Source organism: Arthrobacter sp. MDT2-3 (genome assembly GCF_059090465.1).
Genome location: NZ_JBNHFS010000003.1, coordinates 178,796 through 198,485 on the forward strand (window position 1 = coordinate 178,796; position 19,690 = coordinate 198,485).

At 67.0% G+C, this 19,690-nt stretch carries 15 protein-coding genes; 3 read left to right on the forward strand and 12 right to left on the reverse strand.

Annotated elements, in window-relative coordinates:
- Positions 1-60 precede the first annotated feature (60 nt).
- Positions 61-972: a LysR family transcriptional regulator gene (locus AC5RUQ_RS10910; RefSeq protein WP_493947344.1), complete on the forward strand. Its 912-nt coding sequence runs from the start codon at positions 61-63 to the stop codon at positions 970-972.
- A 57-nt stretch (positions 973-1,029) separates the two neighbouring features.
- Here AC5RUQ_RS10910 and AC5RUQ_RS10915 read toward each other — a convergent pair whose 3' ends face one another.
- From AC5RUQ_RS10915 to AC5RUQ_RS10935, 5 genes are all read right to left on the reverse strand, one after another.
- Entirely contained in the window at positions 1,030-1,701 is a 672-nt protein-coding gene (locus AC5RUQ_RS10915) for a DUF5666 domain-containing protein (RefSeq protein WP_493947345.1), read from the reverse strand.
- Positions 1,702-1,925: 224 nt separating this feature from the next.
- A complete protein-coding gene (gene gatB / locus AC5RUQ_RS10920; RefSeq protein ID WP_493947346.1) occupies positions 1,926-3,434 on the reverse strand; it encodes an Asp-tRNA(Asn)/Glu-tRNA(Gln) amidotransferase subunit GatB in 1,509 nt (502 codons plus the stop codon).
- On the reverse strand, positions 3,434-4,990 hold the full coding sequence (gatA, locus tag AC5RUQ_RS10925; protein ID WP_493947347.1) for an Asp-tRNA(Asn)/Glu-tRNA(Gln) amidotransferase subunit GatA: 1,557 nt from the start codon (positions 4,988-4,990) through the stop codon (positions 3,434-3,436). The genes gatB and gatA overlap by 1 nt, the downstream gene beginning before the upstream one ends.
- Before the next feature lie 2 nt (positions 4,991-4,992).
- Positions 4,993-5,289 carry an Asp-tRNA(Asn)/Glu-tRNA(Gln) amidotransferase subunit GatC gene (gene gatC, locus AC5RUQ_RS10930; protein WP_163164358.1) on the reverse strand — a complete coding sequence of 99 codons (297 nt, stop codon included), beginning with the start codon at positions 5,287-5,289 and terminating at the stop codon, positions 4,993-4,995.
- A 146-nt stretch (positions 5,290-5,435) separates the two neighbouring features.
- Positions 5,436-6,923: a CitMHS family transporter gene (locus AC5RUQ_RS10935; RefSeq protein WP_493947348.1), complete on the reverse strand. Its 1,488-nt coding sequence runs from the start codon at positions 6,921-6,923 to the stop codon at positions 5,436-5,438.
- Between the two features lie 183 nt (positions 6,924-7,106).
- Between AC5RUQ_RS10935 and AC5RUQ_RS10940 the strand changes: the two genes are divergently transcribed.
- Both AC5RUQ_RS10940 and AC5RUQ_RS10945 read left to right on the forward strand, forming a co-directional pair.
- Positions 7,107-8,843 (forward strand): sensor histidine kinase, encoded by a 1,737-nt coding sequence (locus AC5RUQ_RS10940; RefSeq protein ID WP_493947349.1) that lies wholly within the window; start codon positions 7,107-7,109, stop codon positions 8,841-8,843.
- Positions 8,836-9,501, forward strand: a complete 666-nt coding sequence (locus AC5RUQ_RS10945) for a response regulator (protein WP_493947350.1) — start codon at positions 8,836-8,838, stop codon at positions 9,499-9,501. Before AC5RUQ_RS10940 ends, AC5RUQ_RS10945 begins: the two co-directional genes overlap by 8 nt.
- Before the next feature lie 16 nt (positions 9,502-9,517).
- Here AC5RUQ_RS10945 and AC5RUQ_RS10950 read toward each other — a convergent pair whose 3' ends face one another.
- The 7 genes from AC5RUQ_RS10950 to AC5RUQ_RS10980 all read right to left on the reverse strand — a co-directional run bounded on the left by AC5RUQ_RS10950 (position 9,518) and on the right by AC5RUQ_RS10980 (position 19,662).
- Positions 9,518-9,901 (reverse strand): RidA family protein, encoded by a 384-nt coding sequence (locus AC5RUQ_RS10950; protein WP_493947351.1) that lies wholly within the window; start codon positions 9,899-9,901, stop codon positions 9,518-9,520.
- A gap of 46 nt (positions 9,902-9,947) precedes the next feature.
- Entirely contained in the window at positions 9,948-10,451 is a 504-nt protein-coding gene (locus tag AC5RUQ_RS10955; protein WP_493947352.1) for a GNAT family N-acetyltransferase, read from the reverse strand.
- 109 nt (positions 10,452-10,560) lie between these two features.
- A complete protein-coding gene (locus AC5RUQ_RS10960; protein ID WP_493947353.1) occupies positions 10,561-11,415 on the reverse strand; it encodes an inositol monophosphatase family protein in 855 nt (284 codons plus the stop codon).
- Positions 11,412-13,691, reverse strand: coding sequence for an NAD-dependent DNA ligase LigA (gene ligA, locus AC5RUQ_RS10965; RefSeq protein ID WP_493947354.1), 2,280 nt, complete (start codon positions 13,689-13,691; stop codon positions 11,412-11,414). The genes AC5RUQ_RS10960 and ligA overlap by 4 nt, the downstream gene beginning before the upstream one ends.
- An 83-nt stretch (positions 13,692-13,774) precedes the next feature.
- Complete coding sequence (locus AC5RUQ_RS10970; RefSeq protein ID WP_493947355.1) at positions 13,775-14,395, reverse strand: hypothetical protein; 621 nt, start codon at positions 14,393-14,395, stop codon at positions 13,775-13,777.
- A gap of 120 nt (positions 14,396-14,515) precedes the next feature.
- Complete coding sequence (locus AC5RUQ_RS10975; protein WP_493947356.1) at positions 14,516-18,961, reverse strand: type VII secretion EssC family protein; 4,446 nt, start codon at positions 18,959-18,961, stop codon at positions 14,516-14,518.
- Positions 18,958-19,662 (reverse strand): hypothetical protein, encoded by a 705-nt coding sequence (locus AC5RUQ_RS10980; RefSeq protein ID WP_493947698.1) that lies wholly within the window; start codon positions 19,660-19,662, stop codon positions 18,958-18,960. The genes AC5RUQ_RS10975 and AC5RUQ_RS10980 overlap by 4 nt, the downstream gene beginning before the upstream one ends.
- Positions 19,663-19,690 lie beyond the last annotated feature (28 nt).

The window sequence follows — 19,690 nt, forward strand, 5'->3', positions numbered from 1 at the left end:
AGCACAACAGCGAAGTTCTCAATCGACGATGTAGGAAGAGCTAACGGATAGACTGGTTCCGTGGAGATACACCAGCTTGAAATCCTGCGCGAACTGGGCGCCCTGGGAAGCGTCAAGGCGGTGGCGGATACCCTGATGGTTACCCCCTCCGCCGTCTCCCAGCAGCTGGCCCTGCTGCAGCGGAAAGTCGATGTTCCACTCACCCGCAAGGAGGGCCGCAACCTCGTGCTCACAGAGGCGGGGCAGGTCCTGGCCGACGCCGGGGCCGCCGTGGTCAGCGCGATGGCGGACGCCCGTGATGCCATCGGCAATTACCACGGCTCCGCGGCGGGCCGGGTAACCCTTTGCGGGTTCCACAGCGCGGGCCAGGCGGTGTTCGCACCGCTGGCCAGGATCCTGGACGCCCCGGACCAGCCGCGGATCGAGCTCTCGGATGAGGACGTGGCCCAGCAGGACTTCCCCGCCCTGACGGCACGCTACGACCTGGTCCTTGCCCACCGGATGGACCACAGCCCGCGGTGGCCCGCGGAGCGGGTGACGGTGATTCCGCTGGCCCACGAACCGCTGGATGTGGCCTTGCCTGCGGGCCACCCCCTCGCCCGGAAAGCGGCCGTGACGGCGGACGACGTCGGCGGCGAGGCGTGGGTGACCAGCCACACCGGTTACTCCCCCGCGGATGTGTTGTCCGCCGTCGCCGCTGTTTCCAGCCGCGAACTGAACATCGTGCACCGGATCAATGACTACTCCACTGTGGCGGCGCTGGTGGCCGCGGGCGGAGTAGTGGGGCTGCTCCCCAGGTACACCGCAGGACCGGTTCTCAACCCTGACATTGTGCTGCGGCCCCTTGAGGGGATCAGCACACGCCGCCGGATTGACTTGTTGGCGCGGCCCGAGAACCTGAAGCGCCGTTCCGTCACGACAGTCGCCGAAGCACTGCAGGGCATCATGGCGGGGCTGGTGAAGCAGGGCTGACCCAACTGGGTAGCACTAAGTGCCGTTTTGAGCGTCCAAAACGACACTTGCCGCTACCTACTTTGAGTGGCCCTTGCCGTGGCCGTTGCCACGGCCCAGTCCGGGGCGGTCACCGCCCTCAAAGATCCGCTCCGCCGTGACCTGGTCCCCATTTTTCACACCGGAGATCCGGACAATGTCACCGGTGGCGATGTCCTCGATAGACCCCGCTGCCGGCTTGGGCCGCTTGCCGCCGTCGGCAGTTTCCGGGGTGCTGTCCGCCGGCGGCACCTGCGTAATTTTCGTTTCGGCGTTGACGGTGTAGGCCTGCGAGTAGCCGTCCTCGCTCTTGACGGTGATGGAGGTACCGCTCACGGCCTCCACCGTGCCGCGCTGGCCCAGTTCTGTCGCGAACGTTCCGTCGGCCTTCTTGACCACGCTTTCCCCGTGCAGGTGCTGCGGGCGCTGGGCCTTGTCCGGCTTGTCGGACCCCTGGGCATGGTCCGGTTTGTCGGACCCCTGGGCATGGTCCGGTTTGTCGGACCCCTGGGCATGGTCCGGTTTGTCGGACCCCTGGGCCTTCTCCGGCTTGTTGTGCCCTTGGGCCTTATCCGAATTCCCCGGGGCCGAGGACGACGGCGGGGACGGGTCGGCGGCCCAGGCAAAGGCGATGCCGGTGCCCGTCAGCGCGAGTGCCACCGCACCTGCAAGCGCGGCCTTGCGGAATTTCAACGGTTCCCGGACGGACATACCCATACCTCCCACAGCGACGGCAGGGCCTGTTTTCCCGTAAAGCGGCGCCCTGGAGCTTCAGTGTAGGGCCGGCGTGAACCGCCGCACACGAGTACTCCGCGGCATGTGGAAAGTGAGTACTACTTAAACCACAACCGGGCCGCAGCTAACGCGCGAATTCGGGATTCACGGCGGTGAAGTGCGGCCCGGCCGGGGAAGAGGGGCTAGACGGGGAGGAGTGGCTAGACGGTAACGCCCAGCTTGTCCAGGATCAGCTCGCGGACGCGGGCCGCGTCAGCCTGGCCGCGGGTTGCTTTCATCACGCCGCCCACGATGGCCCCGATGGCCTGGACCTTGCCGCCACGGATCTTGTCCGCAACATCAGGCTGCGCGGCCAGGGCGGCGTCGATGGCTTCGAGCAGCGGACCGTCGTCCGAAACCACGGCCAGGCCGCGCTTCTCCACGATCTCCGCCGGGCTGCCCTCTCCGGCCAGGACGCCGTCCAACACCTCCGAAGCCATCTTGTTGTTGATCTTGCCTTCTTCCACCATGCGTGCCAGCTCCACGATGGTGGCGGGCTGGACGCCAAGCTGGCCAGGGTCGACGTCGGCGTTCTTGGCGCGGCCCACGATCTCACCCATCCACCACTTGCGGGCAACGGAAGCGGACGCACCGGCGGCGATGGTTTCCTCGATCTCGTCCATCACTCCGGCGTTCACGACGTCCCGGAATTCGAGGTCCGAGTAGCCCCAGTCGGCCTGCAGGCGCTTGCGGCGGGCAGCCGGCGGCTCAGGCAGAGTGGCCCGAAGTTCCTCGACCCACTCCCGCGACGGAACCACGGGAACCAGGTCAGGTTCCGGGAAGTAGCGGTAGTCATCGGCGTCGGACTTGGCCCGGCCGGAGGTGGTGGTGCGGGTGTCCTCGTGCCAGTGGCGGGTCTCCTGGACAACGGGCTCGCCGGCATCCAGCACGGCGGCATGCCGCTGGATCTCGTAACGGACGGCGTGCTCCACAGCGCGCAGCGAGTTCACGTTCTTGGTTTCGGAACGGATGCCGAAACGTTCACGGCCGTGGGGACGCAGCGAGACGTTGGCGTCGCAGCGGACGTTGCCGCGTTCCATCTTCGCATCGGACACACCCAGGTTCTTGACGATCTCGCGCACCGCTGCCACGTAGGCCTTGGCGAGTTCCGGAGCACGCGAACCGGCGCCCTCGATGGGCTTGGTGACGATTTCCACCAGCGGCACGCCGGCACGGTTGTAATCCACCAGCGAGAAGTCGGCGCCCTGGATACGGCCCGTCGCGCCGCCCATGTGGGTCAGCTTGCCGGCGTCCTCTTCCATGTGGGCGCGCTCGATCTCCACGCGGAACACGGTGCCGTCGGAGAGTTCGATGTCCAGGTAGCCGTCGTAGGCAATGGGTTCGTCGTACTGCGAGGTCTGGAAGTTCTTGGGGGTGTCCGGGTAGAAGTAGTTCTTCCGGGCGAAGCGGCAGGACTCGGCGATCTTGCAGTTGAGGGCAAGGCCAATCTTGATGGAGGACTCGATCGCAGCCTTGTTGACCACCGGCAGGACGCCGGGCATGCCCAAGTCAACTTCATTGACGTTGGTGTTGGGCTCATCGCCGAAGACGTTGGGGGCGGAGGAGAACATCTTGGTCTTGGTGTTGAGCTCCACGTGGACCTCGAACCCCAGGACGGGATCGTACTTCTCCATGGCCTCTTCGAAGCTCAGGATTGCGTCAGTGTTCATTATTTTGTCTCCTTGGCTTCAACGAGCTCGCCCAGTTTCGGGGCCTGGGCCAGCAGCGGACCGCCCCACTTGGCCTCAAGCAGCGACTCCAGGACGGCGCCCACCCGGTACAGGCGTGCGTCCTCCCGTGCGGGGGCGAGCAGCTGGATGCCGACGGGCAGCCCGTCCTCGTCCGCCAGGCCGCCGGGCAGGGACAGGCCCGGGACTCCGGCCAGGTTGGCCGGGATGGTGGCGACGTCGTTGAGGTACATGGCCAGGGGGTCGTCCAGCTTCTCGCCAAGGCGGAAGGCCGTGGTGGGGGCGGTGGGTGAAATCAGCACATCGGCCACGGTGAAGGCGGCATCGAAGTCGCGCTGCACCAGGGTGCGGACCTTCTGCGCGGAACCGTAGTAGGCGTCGTAGTAGCCGGCGGACAGCGCGTAGGTGCCCAGGATGATGCGGCGCTTGACTTCGTCGCCAAAGCCTGCGGCGCGGGTGGCGCCCATGACACGTTCGATGGTCATGGGGCCGTCCTCGGGAAGGACGCGCAGGCCATACCGGACGCCGTCGAACTTGGCGAGGTTGGAGGACGCCTCGGAGGGCATGATCAGGTAGTAGGCGCCCAGGGCGTACTGGAAGTTGGGGCAGGAGACCTCAACGATTTCCGCGCCGGCCTCCTTGAGGAGCTCCAGGGAGTCATTGAAGCGGTTTTCGACGCCGGCCTGGTAGCCCTCGCCGTGGAGTTCCTTGATGATGCCGATCCGCATGCCCTCAACGCTGCCGGTTTTGGCCGCGGCCACGAGGTCTGCCAGCGGGTCCGGAAGGGAGGTGGAGTCGCGGGGATCGTGCCCGCCGATGACCTCGTGCAGGAGGGCCGAGTCCAGGACCGTCCGCGAAACCGGGCCGATCTGGTCCAGCGAGGACGCCATGGCGATGGCGCCGTAGCGGGAAACGCTGCCGTAGGTCGGCTTCACGCCCACGGTGCCGGTGACTGCCCCGGGCTGGCGGATGGACCCGCCGGTGTCGGTACCAAGGGCGAGAGGTGCTTCGAAAGCCGCGACGGCGGCAGCGGAGCCACCGCCGGAGCCGCCCGGGATCCGGTCCAGGTCCCAGGGATTGCGAGTGGGCCCGTAGGCGGAATGTTCAGTGGAGGAGCCCATGGCGAACTCGTCCAGGTTGGTCTTGCCCAGGATGGGCATCTTCGCGGCGCGGAGGCGCTCCACCACAGTGGCGTCGTAGGGGCTGTGCCAGCCCTCGAGGATTTTGGAGCCTGCCGTGGTGGGCTGGCCCACCGTGACAATGAGGTCCTTGACGGCGATGGGGACGCCGGCGAGGACATGGAGGGATTCAGCCTCCGCACCGCCCGCAGCACGGATGGCGTCCACCTCGGCCGCGACGGCGAGCGCTTCCTCGGCGTTGACGTGCAGGAAGGCGTTCACGCCGCGTTCCCCGCCGTCAACAGCAGCGATCCGGTCCAGGTACGCCTGGGTGACCTCGACGGAGGTGACCTCACCGGCGGCCAGCTTTTCTGCCAGCCGGGCGGCGGAGAGGCGGATGAGTTCGTTGTTGTCAGTCATGCTTATGCCTCATCCAGGATTGCCGGGACCTTGAAACGGTTTTCGTCGGAGTCCGGTGCGCCGGAGAGCGCCTGTTCCGCGGTGAAGGTGTGGCCCACAACGTCCTCGCGGAATACGTTGTTCAGCGGGATGGGGTGGGACGTCGCCGGGACGTCGTCACCGGCAGCCTGGCTCACGGACTTGACCGAATCAACGATGACCGCGAGTTCTCCGGCCATCCTGTCCAGCTCTTGGGCACTCATCTCAATGTGAGCGAGCCGCGCGAGATGCGCAACGTCGTCACGGTTGATCGCAGCCATGGATCTCCCCTGCAAAGTTTGAATTGATTTCCGATCCATTCTAGTGGGGAAACGATGATGCCCGTCTGACGGCCCCCAGCGGGCGTCAGACGGGCACCTTCATACCGGCCAGCGCCCACGAGGGGCAGCAGCACGGCAGCTACAGACTAACCGATTCCGATGGCTCCGGTCAGCATGCCAATTCCCAGCATGACCAGGGACACCACGGCGCTGCGCCACAGCACCTTCTTGTGGTGATCGCCGAGGTCAACCTTGGCAAGCGACACCAGGAGCAGGATTGCGGGAACCAGTGGGCTCTGCATGTGGAACGGCTGGCCGGTGATGGAGGCGCGGGCCATCTCGGCGGCGCTGATGCCGTAGTGGCCGGCGGTCTCGCTCAGGACGGGGAGAACGCCGAAGTAGAAGGCATCATTGCTCATAAAGAACGTCATGGGGATGCTGAGGACGCCGGTGATGACCGCCAGGAACGGTCCCATGGACGTGGGGATGATCTGCACCAGCCACGCGGACATGGCTTCCACCATGCCGGTGCCGGTGAGCACGCCGGTCAGGACTGCCGCGGCCATGACCATGCTGACCACGGCCACGATCGACGGTGCGTGGGCCACGATCTGGGTGGCCTGGTCCTTGACGTTGGGGAAGTTCACCAGCAGTGCGATGGCGGAACCCACCATAAAGACATACGGCAGGGGCACGAGGTCGGCGATGAGCATGCCCATGACGGCTACGGTCAGGCCCAGGTTGAACCACTGCAGCTTGGGGCGCAGGGTCTTGCGGTTCGGGTCCAGGGCGGTGTCCGCCATGGCGGTGTCGCTGTCGTCCACCAGGTCCTCGGTGCGTTCGAGCACCGCTACACCTGAGGGGCTTGCACCATCGACGGCGGGACCCCCGGTTACGGGAACCGGTGAGGTACCGCGGCGCAAACCATTGCGCGCACCGCCGGCGGAAGCGCCGCCGTCGAACCCTTCAGCGGTAAAAGGCTCTGCCGTAGACGGCGCTTCCCAGATGTCCGGGGCCGTGGCGCGGAGGCGGTTGCGCTCCTGCAGGCCAAGCAGCCAGGCGAAGGCCAGGACGACGGCGATACCGGCGAGGAGGGAGGGAAGCATCGGTACAAAGACATCATTGACGTCGATCTTCAGGGCGCTGGCGGCGCGGGCGGTGGGGCCGCCCCACGGCACGATGTTCATGGTGCCGTTGGCCAGGCCGGCCACGCAGGTAAGCACCACGGGGCTCATCTTCAACCGGAGGTAGATGGGCAGCATGGCCGCGGTGGTGAGGATGAACGTTGTGGAGCCGTCGCCGTCGAGGGACACGGCGGCCGCGAGGATGGCGGTACCCAGCACTACCTTGGCGGGGTCGTTGCCCAGCTTGCGGAGGATAAACCGGACCAGCGGGTCAAAAAGCCCCACGTCGATCATCAGCCCGAAGTAGATGATGGCGAACATCAGCAGGGCTGCTGTTGAGGTCATGGCCTTCATCGAGTCCATCACCATGTCGCCAATGCCAAGGCCGGCACCGGCGAAAAGACCAAAAACTGTAGGGACGATGATCAACGCCAGCACTGGCGTCAACTTCTTCGTCATGATCAGCACCATGAATACCGCGATCATTGCGAATCCAAGTAATACCAGCACGGCCGGCTCCTTCTTTGTGAACAGCGGCACAGCGTTGTGACGCGTGCTACAGACTGTAGAGTGGCCGCCGTCACGGCTGTGCCTTTGGCTCAATTGATTGGCATACTGCTTATTGCGAGCATTTTGCTCATTCTGCTCACAGCACCCGCAGGCCCCGGCGGCCCACCCGCATCAAGGAGGATCATGCAGCGTTCCAGCCCCCGCGCGCCGCTGCGGTTCTCCACCCAGACGCTCCTGCTCCAACTTGCGGTGGTCCTCCTGGTGGTTCTGCTCAGCGCCGGCGTCCACGCCTGGTTGACCTATGACAGGGTGGGCAGCGAGGCGGAGAACCAGGCGCTGACGCTCGCACGGACGGTGGCCTCGGACCCCACGGTGCGGGCAGACGTGCTGGCGATCAGTGAACAGGCCGGCACTCCCCCGGCTGCCGAACTGGCCGCCGGGCCGCTGATGGCGTCGGCCGAAGCAGCACGGACCCGGACCGGCGCCCTGTTTGTGGTCATCACCGACGAAACGGGCCTTCGGCTGGCGCATCCCGACCCGCAGCGGCTCGGCGAACGTGTGAGTACGGATCCGTCCGAGGCCCTGTCCGGCCGCGAGGTCACCACCAGGAACACCGGGACGCTCGGCCCGTCGGCCGGGGCCAAGGTGCCCGTCTACGCTCCGGGAAGTACCACTGTGGTGGGCGAGGTCAGTGTGGGCTACTCGATGGAGACAGTAGGCCAGAGCGTGGCGCGCGACATCGGCCCGGTTGCCCTCACCGCCACAGGTGCCCTCATCGCCGGCGTCCTGGGATCCTTCCTGCTGCGCCGCCGCCTCCAGCGCCTCACCCTGGGCCTGGAACCGGAGGAGATCAGCAGCCTGGTCCACGACCAGGTGGCAGTTCTCCAAGGCGTGGACGACGGCGTGATCGGCGTTTCGGCCGACGGCCGGATCAGTGTGTTCAACGCCGCAGCGCAGCGGCTGCTGGATTTGCCGGACCTGACGGGAACCGCCTGGGAGGAGGCGCCGGTACCGGACCAGCTGAAGTCCCTGACCCGGCCCGGCCCCGCCGCAGATACCGCCCTGGAACTGGTGGCCGGCGGTCGGGTATTGGTGGCCAACGCCCGCAAGGCACTCCACCGGCGTGAGGACCTGGGCTGGGTGGTGATGCTCCGCGACCGGACGGAACTGCAGCAGCTCACCCGGCAGCTGGACGCCGTGGGCACCATGTCCACCGCGCTGCGGGCACAGCGCCATGAGTTCGCCAACCAGCTGCACACCATCGCCGGGTTCATGAGCATCGGAGAGCACCAGCAGGCACGCGAGTACCTTGCGCGGCTGGCGGCGACGGGACCGCTGAAGTTCCCGGTAGACCAGGCCGAGCTGCTTCAGGACCCTTACCTCCAGGCCTTCGTGGGCGCGAAGGGGGTGGAGGCCGACGAGCGGGGCGTGGCCTTGCGCATCGGACCGGAAACCCTGGTACGCGGCCAGGTCACCGACGCCCAGGACGTTACCACCGTACTGGGCAACCTGATCGATAACGCAGTCAACGCCGCCGTTGCGGGCTCAGCTCCGGAGCGCTGGGTTGAACTGGAAGTCATGGATGACCCGGGCGACGACGGCGGCACCCTCCACGTGGTGGTCGCGGACTCTGGCGATGGGCTGGCCGAGGGTACGGATGCGGAAGCCGTTTTCGCCGAGGGGTTCACCACCGCTTCCGGTCCCGTCCGTGCAGGCGGCGGCCAGGGCTTCGGGCTGGCGCTGGCGCGGCAGCTGGCCCGGCGACGCGGCGGCGACGTTAAACTGCTGGATCCGGGCACCCGCGGCGGGCCTGGAGCCGTCTTTATGGCCACGCTCCCCGGCACAACAGCCGGAATCAGAAATGCAGAACAGACGGACGCAGGGCTGAAGGACGCGGCCGGAAAGGACCACGATGGCTGAGGACTTTCGGGTGCTGATCGTGGATGACGACTTCCACGTCGCGAAGCTGCACGCCGCCTATGTGGATTCGGTGGCGGGCTTCCTCGCGCTGGCACCGGTGGGAACGGCGTCGCTCGCGCTCCAGGCCATCCACAGCCTACGGCCGGACCTGGTGCTGCTGGACGTCTATCTCCCGGACGCCTCCGGCTTGGACCTGCTGCAGCAACTGGATGTGGACACCGTGATCCTCAGCGCGGCCTCAGACGCTGCCTCCATCCGGGTGGCGTTCCGCCGCGGCGCACTGGGCTACCTGCTGAAGCCGTTCACGTCCGAGTCACTCTCTCAGCAGCTGCGCTCCTATGCACGCTACCGGCGCCTGCTGGGCCAGCCCGGCGCCCTGGACCAGGATGCGGTGGAGCGGGCCAAGCGCGCCCTGATCCCCGGCGACGTCACGCCGTCGTCAAAGCCCCGTTCGGCGACGGAAGCAGCGGTGCTTGAATCGCTGGTGCCGGGTGAGCAGTATTCGGCGGCGGAAGTGGCCGGCCGGGTGGGTGTTTCCCGGGCCACGGCGCAGCGGTACCTGTCCTCGCTGGCCGACGACGGCGCAGTGGATATCCAGCTTCGCTACGGGACCACCGGCAGGCCGGAGCACCGCTACGGCCTGCCGGTGGTCCCGTAACCCGAAGGGTACAGAGCTAGCTGGCGCTCTTCTGCGCCACGAGCTCGATTTCCACCAGCATCTCCGGATCCAGGAACGGAAGGACATGGACCAGGGACAGGGTGGGCCGGATGTCGCCGAACACCTCGCCGTGGGCCCGCCCCGCTTCTTCCCACTGGCTGATGTCCGTCAGGTACAGCTTGGACTGCACCACGTCCTCGAAACCGAAGCCGGCGTCCGCGAGGACCTTGCCGAGCTTCTGCAGGATGAACTGGGTCTGCGTGTAGAAGTCATTGCCCACGATGCCATCCTCGCCGCTTGCGGCGGTGGCGGAAATGTAGAGGGTGTTGTCCACCTGGACCGCCCGGGAGTAGCCGAGGGTCTGTTCCCAAACGGAGCCGGTGCCGAAGGTTTTGCGCATGGTGGGCCTTTCGAAGCTGGAGTGAGTCGGCACCACTTTAGGGCGGCTACAGGTCCAGCCGGTAAACCAGCAGTTTTATGTCAGTGCCGGGCACGAACCAGTCCCGTTCCGGGACCCTGGCGAACCCGGTTTTGTTGTACAGGCCGCGGGCGCTTTCCCAGGTGCTCCCGGTAGTCAGGGACACGCCCTTGACCCCGTCCAGTTCCCTGGCGTGTTCAAGAATGGCCGCCATCATGGCCTTGCCGGCACCGCTGCGCTGCACGGCCGGGTCCACCACCAGCATGCGGAACTCCAGCTCATCGTGCAGGGCGATGTCCGCGTAGGGCTCGCCGGCGCGGGCAAGCGTGACGGACCCGACCACCTGCCCTGCCCGTTCGGCCACCCACACGGTTGCCTGGCCTGCCCGCAGTGCAACGTCCTGGACTTTGCGCATGTAGGGGTGGTCGGCGTCGTCAAAGTACCCGGCGGCCAGGTAGGAATCCCTGGTGATGCGGGCAACGGCGTCGAAATCGGTTTCGACGGCGGGACGGACAGTTATCTGCGAATGCACCCGTCAATGGTAGTGCTACCAGCCAGTAGCAGTGCGCAAAACGGGGGTTTCCGTGACTGAACTATCACGCCGGGCCCGGCAAGCGGGCCAGGACCGGCAGATGCCGCTGTCAGAGGGGGAACTTGCCGGACAACTCCAGGCTCGCCGCGCAGGTCCAGGCGTCCAGGCGTTCCTGGTCGCTGGGCCCGCCGTCGAGCGGACTGGTCAGCCGGGGGCGGCGGACCCAGCAGCCGGCTTCCTCGGCGATCAGGGCCCCGGCTGCAAAATCGTGCTCGTTCAGCCCCCGCTCGCCGAACGCGTCGTGGGTGCCGTCCGCCACCAGGCACAGGTCCAAAGCGGCTGACCCCAGCCTGCGGACGTCCGCAAAACCCTCCAGCAGTTCGGCGAACTGGGCGGCCTGCTCCGAGCGGACCTGCGGGTCGTAGTTGAACCCGGTTGCGAGGATCTGGCCCTTGCGCCCGGGGACCGGCCCCTGGAGCCGGGTCAGGGCGCCGTATTCCTCCAGCCACGCACCCTCGCCGCGGGCGGCGTAGTACACGCGCCCCAACGCAGGGGCATTCACGACGCCGGCCAGCCAGACGCCGTCGGCATCGGCCACTGCCACCGAGGTGCCGTAGTAGACGATATTGCGGATGAAGTTGGTGGTGCCGTCCAGCGGGTCGATGGACCAGCGGTAGCCGGTGGCCGCCGCCGGCCTGGTGGTTCCGTGCTCTTCACCGGTGATGCTGTCGTTGGGACGGGACGCGGAAATGACGTCCCGGACCGCGTGCTCTGCGGCGACGTCGAAGGCGGTGACCCAATCGCCGGCGTCGCCCTTGTTGCTGGCCTGAAGTGCCTCGGCGCTGCGGCCGGCCAGGACTCCGGCGCCGGCGGCGGCAGCCCGTTTGGCTACCTCCAGCAACCCGGCGGGCGATACCTGGGCACCGGCTCCCTGAACGCCGCTTCCAGGATTACCGCCGCTCACGGAGTTGCCTCCGCCGCGGCTCCGTCTGCCGTGTCTCCCAGTGCTGCCGTGTCTCCCAGTGCTGCCGGACCGCCGGCCAGGAGTAGCCGGAAGCCGTCCTCGTCCAGGACTGGAACGCCAAGCTGCTCTGCCTTGTCCAGCTTGGTGCCGGCGTTCTCGCCAGCCACCACGTAGCTGGTGTTCCTGGAGACGGAACCTGAGGCCTTGCCGCCCCTGATGAGGATGGCTTCCTTCGCCTCGTCCCGGCTGAAGTTCGGCAGTGAGCCGGTGACCACCACTGTCAGCCCGTCCAGCGTGCGGGGCACGGATTCGTCCCGCTCGTCTTCCATCCTGACGCCGGCTGCGGCCCACCGGTCGATAATTTCCAAGTGCCAGTCCTCGGCGAACCATTCCTTCAGCGCGGCGGCGATGGTAGGTCCCACACCGTCCACGTGGGCCAGTTCCTCCTCCGATGCCTTCCGGATCGCGTCCATGGTGCCGAAGGCCGTGGCCAGCGCACGGGAGGCACGCGGCCCAACGTGGCGGATGGACAGCGCCACCAGCACCCGCCACAAGGGCTGGGTCTTAGCCTTCTCGAGTTCGCGGAAAAGCTTCTCCGTGGTGGCGGTGGGCTTGGACGGCGATTTCGCAGTGCCCTTGCTGTAGAAGTACGGCACCAGCTCGTATTCCCCGGTGGCCACACCCTTGGAACGCTTTTCACGCTGGATCCTCACCTCGGCCAGCAGCTCCGGGGTGAGGTCGAACAGTGCCGCCTCGGTGGTCAGCGGCGGCACCTCAGGTTCCGCCGGTTGGGTCAGGGCGATGGCCGCTTCCCAGCCGAGGGCTTCAATGTCGAAAGCACCGCGGCCGGCGAGGTGGAACACCCGCTCGCGCAGTTGGGAAGGGCAGGACTTTGAGTTGGGGCAGCGGATGTCCACATCGCCCTCCTTGGCCGGGGCCAGGGGCGTGCCGCAGGAAGGGCATTCGGTGGGCATCACGAAGTCGCGGACCGGAGGATCCTGCTGGTCGCGCAGGGCCAGGACCGGGCCCACGATTTCCGGGATGACATCGCCCGCCTTGCGCAGGACGACGATGTCGCCGATTTTCACGCCCTTGGCCTTGACCACGTCCTGGTTGTGCAGGGTGGCCATCTCCACCGTGGAGCCGGCGACTTTGACGGGCTCCATCATGCCGAAGGGCGTGACGCGTCCGGTGCGGCCCACGTTGACCTGGATGTCCAGGAGCTTGGTGTGGACTTCCTCGGGCGGGTATTTGTAGGCGACGGCCCACCGGGGCACGCGGGTGGTGTAGCCGAGGGCACGCTGGGTGGCGAAATCATCAACCTTGACCACGATGCCGTCAATCTCGTGCAGCAGTTTGTGGCGCTTGTCCCCGTACCGTTTGATGAAGCCAAGGACCTCGTCCAGGCTCCCCAGCACTTCGGAATAGGGGCTGACCGGCAGGCCCCAGTCCCTCAGTAAGTCGTAGGTTTCGGACTGGCTGCGCGCCTGGAGTCCTTCACGGGCACCGATGCCGTGAACGAACATCTTTAGGGGCCGCTTGGCCGTCTCGGCCGGGTCCTTCTGGCGGAGTGAACCGGCTGCGGCGTTGCGGGGGTTGGCCAGGGGCGCTTTGCCGGCTTCGATCAGGGCTTCATTGAACTCAGCGAACGCCTGCGACGGGATAAACACCTCGCCCCTGATTTCCATCTCCGCAGGAAACCCCTGCCCGCTCAACTCCTGCGGGATCTCCTGGATGGTGAGCACGTTGTGGGTGATGTCCTCGCCGGTGGTGCCGTCACCACGGGTAGCGGCGCGCACCAGTTTGCCATCCCGGTACAGCAGGTTGACCGCGAGGCCGTCGATCTTCAGTTCGGTCAGCCACGCCGGCTGCTGCGAGCCGTCGCCGAGTTTGGCGATGCCGGCCGATGCTTTGGTGAGCCAGGCCTCGAGTTCCTCGAGGGAGAAGACATCCTCGAGGCTGTACATCCGCTGCAGGTGCTCCACGGCGGCGAAGGCCGCGGAGACTTCCCCTCCCACTTCCTGGGTGGGTGAGTCGTTGGACACCAACTCCGGATGTAGGGCCTCAATCTCCTCCAGCCGCCGGAAGAGTTCGTCGAACTCGGCGTCGGAGACCAGGGGTGTGTCCTCCTGGTAATACGCGAACCGGTACTTCCGGACGAGGTCGACGAGGTTTTCGTATTCCTCGCGGACCGACTCACTGGGGATGGCTTCCGGTTCGCCGGGGGCGGCGGTCCGGGTGGCGGTCTGTTTTAAGGGGCCTGGTCCTGTGCTCACAGACCTATCTTGCCCTACCCCGGCAGCTTGACGCTGGCAGCAGGGCTGCCTGGCATTGGGGACGCCGTCGATGCCTGGACAGGTCAGTGCGCTCCGACGCGCTGCCTGCCCCACCACGTGAAGGCGGCGCTGGCCACGCCCACCAGCAGGACGCCGGCGGTGATCGGCAAGAGTTCCGGACCACCCGGGCCCCGGCCGTCCGCAGGGGAAACGGCAGCCACCTGCGTCGCCTTGGCCGATTTCGTGACCGGGGTGTTCCAGTTCGAGGCGCTGGTGGGGCCGGTCGACGGCGAGGGGCCGGCGCTCGGTGTGGAGTCTTCGGGGGCAGCCTGGGCCGGGTCAGCCTCTTCCGGCGCCGGAGCAGCGGAAAGGGCGGCTGGAGCGGGAACCACTTCGGGCGGCACAGCAGGCGCGGCAGGCTGCTCCGGTGCAGGGGCTGCGGGCTGGGCGGGCGGGGGTGCCGGCTCCTTTGCCTTCCGCGGCCGCTCAGTCTCCGCGGGGCTCGAATCTTCCCCGAGGACAGGCAGGGAGAGAATCAGCTGGCACTCGGCGGGAGCCTGCCTGGAAGATGGTGTGGCGGCAGGCGTTGGATCCGGAGAATCAGCTGCTGCCGGGCCCCCTGGAAAGAGGCCCACCGAGATCGCCAAAACCGTTGCTGATGCCGACGCCGAGGCAATGCGGAGGACCTGTGCGGACGGGGTCATTGCTACCTTTCGATGCGCGCAGTCCCCCCACCGCGGCTTTCTGGTGTTCCCGGTAGTCTTCTACACCGCGCTGCAGGGCCGCAAATCCTCCGGCCCCGCGGCCCTGCAGTTGCCTGCGCGTCAGTCCCTGTCTTCGGGCGGCAATGCCACCTGGATTTTGCGCGCCTTTCCGCGGCCCACCACGTACCCCCGGCCGGGGATGAAATCCGGGCTGACCCTGCCCAAGGACGTGTTCAAAAGGCTGTCGCCCTCGATATCGCCAGGGTTCAGCAGCAGTCCCCGGCGGCCCGATTTGAAGGGCTGCGCCAAAGACCAGGCCGAGGACCAGGTGGAGGTTTCGGATTCCCCGATGACCCACTGGTCGGCCTTGATGGATGCGGTGACCAATTGGCCCACCCCGGATTCGGCCAGGGTGTCCGTGAACTCCGTCAGCCCCTCGATGAAGATCCCCAGCGCGCCCGGGTTCCCGGAGGAATGCTCCACCAGGTCTTCCACCACCTCAGCCACGTCGTCGGCACCCACTACCGAGCGGTTCCAGATGGGCAAGGAGGCGACGGCGGACCGCCGGGCCCCGATGTAGATAAGCTCCGTCCCGGGGTTGGACCGGCGGAGGGCGTAGGCGAGGGTCACGAGTGCCACGGTCCGGCCTGCACCGGGCGGGCCGGCGAGGAGCAGCGGGCCCCTTGCCATGATCCCGGCCGGCTGGAGCGTTTCGTCGTCCACACCAATGACGGGCACGTCGGGACCGCCTGCAGGAAGGACGTCCAGGTCCACCTGGTCCGGCAACCGGTCAATGCCGGGAGCGGCATCCAGGCCCTGCCGCAGCATCGCTTCACTGAGCTTGTGCACCTCCCGCGCCTGCAGGGCAAGGTTGGAGTTCCCGCCCAGGACGGCGAGCTGGACTTCCAGGCCGTCCAGCAAGCCCCGGCCGGGCGGCGATCCGGCCCCAAGCACATCCCGGGGGACGTCCAAGGAAATGTAGTCGTCCTCCGAGGACAGGCGCAGCACCAGGCGGCGCTGGATGGAAGCCAGCAGGGAGGCAGGGACCGCATTGGGCCTGTCCCCCGTGACCACCAGGTGGATGCCCAGGGCCCGGCCGTCCGTGGCCAGCTGGAGGAAGATGTCCCACAGTGCGGACAGCCGGCTGTGTTCGTACAGGTCCCGGAAGGCGGACATCCCGTCCACCAGGACAAAGATCCGCTTCTCCCCGGGCCTGTTGGCAAGCTTCCGATACTCCACGATGGTGGACGCACGCACCTCTGCGAAGGCCGCCGAGCGCTGCTCGGCGATGTCCTGCAGCAGGCGCAGCAGGCGCCCGACGCGTTCGACGTCGTCGCCACTGATGATCTCTCCAACGTGGGGCAGCTCCTCAAGCATCCGCAGCCCCGAGGATCCGCAGTCGATCCCGTAGACGTGGACAGGTCCGCCCCGGGGGGTTACCGCGGCGGCAATGGCAATACCCCGGAGGGCTGCCGATTTGCCTGATCCGCCCGTACCGTAGATGGCCATATTGCCGTCCTTGTCCGGTTCGTAGAAGACGGTGGGCTGGTCCTGGCGGACGGGGTCATCTGCCACCCCAAGAAGCAGTTGTTCGTCCGTGCGGGGGTTGGGCAGCCTGGAGAAGTCGTAGGTCTTGGCCAGCTCGTCCAGCCAGGGTTTGCGCGGCGGGCGGATGGCGAGTGAATCGGCGGCACGAACGATGGTGGCGGTCATCCTGGCGATATCATTGGGGCCGGCCGGCCCCTCAACTTCCGGCTTTTCCGAGGCGGGTGCCTCCCAGCTGGATCCGGAGCCGAAGGCCATTTCCACCACGTCGATTTGAGGCCGCTGGGGCCTGTCCGTGGTCCAGCCGCCGGCGTAGCCGGTCTGGAAGCCCTGGATCCGGCCGGGTCCGGTCTTCGCCGCGCCACGGCCCGGAATGGAGGGGTCGAAGTAAGCCGCATCGGGGACGCCGAGGATATCCGTGGCGTCGTCCTCGTCCGCCATCCGCAGCGCCACCCGGAGGTTGGTGTTAGCCCGCAGGCTGTCCTTGATCACACCGGCCGGCCGCTGGGTGGCCAGGATGAGGTGCAGGCCCAGGGACCGCCCGCGTGCTGCAACATCCACCACGCCATCCACGAACTCCGGAACCTCATTGGCGAGCGCCGCGAATTCGTCCACGATGATGATCAGGTACGGCGGCGCTTCCGGATCCGCCTCGCGCTGCAGTGCCAGCAGGTCCTTGGCCTTCTTGCGGTTCAGCAGCTGCTCGCGGTGATGGAGTTCGGCGCGGAGCGAGGTGAGGGCGCGGCGGACCAGGTGCGGCGAAAGGTCCGTTACCAGCCCCACGGTGTGGGGCAGGTTGATGCAGTCCGCGAACGCCGCTCCGCCTTTATAGTCAACGAACAGGAAACTGACCCTGTCCGGGCTGTAGGCAGCCGCCATGCCCATCACCCACGACTGCAGGAACTCGGACTTGCCGGCGCCGGTGGTTCCGCCCACCAGGGCGTGCGGGCCCTCGTTCTTCAGGTCCAGGTAGAGCGGCTCAATACCCTTGGAGCCCACCAGGGCGCGCAGTGACCCGTTGTCCTTGCGGTTGGCCACGGCGCTGGCGTGCACTGAGTTGTTTTCCGTCCAGCGCTCGGCAATGGCCTGGGGGTTGTCCAGGAAGTCCTTGCCGATCAGCGTGGCATAGGAGACGGCGCGCGGGAGGTCGGAATCGTCGGTGACGGGCTTGCCCACGTCCACCACCGGAGTCAGCATCCGGGCCAGCTGGGCGGCAAGCTCCGCATCCACGCTTTCGCAGCTGACGGGATAGGTGTGGCGGCCAAGGCGCACCTGCCCGGTGGTGGTGCCGTGCTCGCCGTCCACCGCCATGAAGTCGCGGCAGGCAGCAGGCAGTGCCTGGATGCTGGCGGCAACCCAGAGCACGTGGACGCCGGCGTCGGGTCCGCGTTCGGCAAGCCGGGTGAGCCGCCCCCGGTCCACGGGGGCGTCGTCCTCCACAATGACGAGCACCGCAGGAACCACTGGCTCCTCCACCTCGTGCTTGGCCGGGTCCAGCCCCGGGCGAAGGTCCGGACCGGCCCGTTTCGCGGCAGCCTCCCTGGCCTCCACCAGGTCCTCGAGCCGGGCCACCAGGGATGCGCCGCCGGCAGAACCGGCAGCAAGGTGGTCACCGGACAGGGGGCTGTGCCCGGAACCTACGTGCGGGAGCCACTGCAGCCAGTTCCAGCGTTCCCGGGACTGGGCGGACGTGACGGCTGTGAGCACCACTTCGGCCGGCGAGTGCAAGCCGGCAAGCTGGAGCACCATGCCGCGTGCCACGTCGTCCACCAGCCCGCGGGCACCGGCGATGCCCAGCGAGCCGGCCGTCCTGAACTGGGACACCACCGGAACGCCCTCGATGTCCCGGAACTGTTTGAGGCAGTCCTGGATTTCGCGGGCGTACTCCGCCTCGGTGTCATTGTTCGGCGGTTCCTCCATGTGGATGCGCGAGGGGGCAGTACCCAGGCCAAAACGCAGGCCCAGGAACCCCTGGTGCTCGGGCCGGTGGGTCCAGAGCAGCGGACCCAGTTTGTAAATGGCGTCAACGGTGTCGCTGACGGAAGGTGCTTCCTGCAGCCGGACGGCGCGTTCCACGTGCTGGAGTTCGGTGATGTCCTCCCGGAATGCGGCCATGGAAGCGCGGAAGTGCTTGAGCTGTTCCTTCTGCTGGCGCCGGGTCCGCATCTTCTGGTCCACATAGTGGCCCAGGACAAACAGCGGCATCATCATCATGAACAGCACCGAGAGCGGGTTGCTGGTAACGGCGAAGATCACGGCGCCCATCAGCAGCGGAGCGATCATCATGATGTACGGGAACGGGTTGTCTTCCGGACGCTTCGGACCTGCCGGCAGCACGCGTTTGGGTTCCTCAAACCGGGGAACGACGCGCGGTGACCGGTTGAAGTCCACCAGGGGCGACGTCGGCGCTGCCGCCCGGTTATGGCCCAGCGGAACCACAGTGATGGTGGTGTCGCCCAGGGTCACGGTATCCGAGGAGTTGAGCGTGGCACGCGTCACCGCAAGGCCATCCATCAGCAGCCCGTTCGCCGAGTTCGTGTCCACGATTTCCACGGTCTCCCCTACCGTGATGCGGGCGTGGCGTTTGGACGTCAGCGGATCCGTCAGCCGGATGTCCACGTCCCGGTCCCGGCCGATGTAGCTGGTACCGGAAGGCAGCGGAAATTCGCTGCCGACGTCGGGGCCTGAGAGGACGCGAAGGGTGGCGGCCGCCGGGCCGCGGTTCGCCCCCGGAGCGCCGAAGCGCTCGCTGACCTGCGCCAGTGACACCACGGAGCCGGGCCGCAGCCCGGATTCAAGGAGGTTCTCCTCGCGGGCGAGGATGTTGCCGCGCAAGCCGCCGCCCACAAACGCTTCTTCGATGCGCAGCGAGAGGTTCTCCGGCGGCGGTGTTCCCTTGCGGGCAGGGTCCGCCACCCACAGCACTGTTGCCACATCGGCCACCGTCGCGAGGCCGTCGACGGTGATGGCGAGGTCCTTGGCCTCGGCCGGATCTCGGCGGAGTGTCAGCCGGATCCTCATCCTTCGTCCACGCCCCTCATCTTCTCGAGGAGGTACAGGTCATCGGCCGTGACGAGGTGCGAGGTGACGGCGTGTTCCACGAGCCGGGCGCGTCGGTTGGTGGCAAGCTTCCCGCCGCCTCCCCGCAGGCCTGCGACGCCCACCCGGTCCAGCTTGTCGCACACATTGTCGAGTTTGCGGTTAAAGCGCGTCAGCGCCCAGCCGAGCGTCTTGGCGGCCGCGGCCGAGGATGGAATGGCGCTGAACCCGGTCCCCTCGCGCCGGAGCATGGGTTCGGCGAGCGCTACGATGAGCGCCTTTTGCGAGTCGGTGAACACCACCGGACCGATGGTGGTATCGCCGTTGCTGTCCTCGTCCCGCGCCTCCTGGCGGAAGGACGGCGTTTTCAGGTGCACGGCGAATTCGTAGGTGGTGGGCCCTGCCGTGAAGATGATGTTGGTGTGGCTGAAGACCAGCGGGATCCGGGCACCGGGCGAGAGCCACGCCTGCATGCCGCCCGAACCGTCCGCCACAGTGGCCGAGAGCATGCTGCCCACGTTGCTGAGCCACCAGATTCCGTCGTAGCGGGCCACCTGCAGGAACTGCCGGTGCAGGTACGGGTTGTCGTCCACCTCAAGGTCGCCTTCACGGCCAATGTTGAAGACGTCCTCGTCCGATGGCTCGTACCACTCACCACAGAAATCTATTGCCAGATCCCCCATTTTCCGTGCCTCCTCGTCGGGCAGAACT

What these genes read in the sequence shown, in the direction of transcription:
- AC5RUQ_RS10915 (WP_493947345.1), bottom strand. Translation starts at nt 1,701, where the DNA reads ATGTCCGTCCGGGAACCGTTGAAATTCCGCAAGGCCGCGCTTGCAGGT.
- gatB (WP_493947346.1), bottom strand. Translation starts at nt 3,434, where the DNA reads ATGAACACTGACGCAATCCTGAGCTTCGAAGAGGCCATGGAGAAGTAC.
- gatA (WP_493947347.1), bottom strand. Translation starts at nt 4,990, where the DNA reads ATGACTGACAACAACGAACTCATCCGCCTCTCCGCCGCCCGGCTGGCA.
- gatC (WP_163164358.1), bottom strand. Translation starts at nt 5,289, where the DNA reads ATGGCTGCGATCAACCGTGACGACGTTGCGCATCTCGCGCGGCTCGCT.
- AC5RUQ_RS10940 (WP_493947349.1), top strand. Translation starts at nt 7,107, where the DNA reads ATGCAGCGTTCCAGCCCCCGCGCGCCGCTGCGGTTCTCCACCCAGACG.
- AC5RUQ_RS10945 (WP_493947350.1), top strand. Translation starts at nt 8,836, where the DNA reads ATGGCTGAGGACTTTCGGGTGCTGATCGTGGATGACGACTTCCACGTC.
- AC5RUQ_RS10950 (WP_493947351.1), bottom strand. Translation starts at nt 9,901, where the DNA reads ATGCGCAAAACCTTCGGCACCGGCTCCGTTTGGGAACAGACCCTCGGC.
- AC5RUQ_RS10970 (WP_493947355.1), bottom strand. Translation starts at nt 14,395, where the DNA reads ATGACCCCGTCCGCACAGGTCCTCCGCATTGCCTCGGCGTCGGCATCA.
- AC5RUQ_RS10975 (WP_493947356.1), bottom strand. Translation starts at nt 18,961, where the DNA reads ATGAGGATCCGGCTGACACTCCGCCGAGATCCGGCCGAGGCCAAGGAC.
- AC5RUQ_RS10980 (WP_493947698.1), bottom strand. Translation starts at nt 19,662, where the DNA reads ATGGGGGATCTGGCAATAGATTTCTGTGGTGAGTGGTACGAGCCATCG.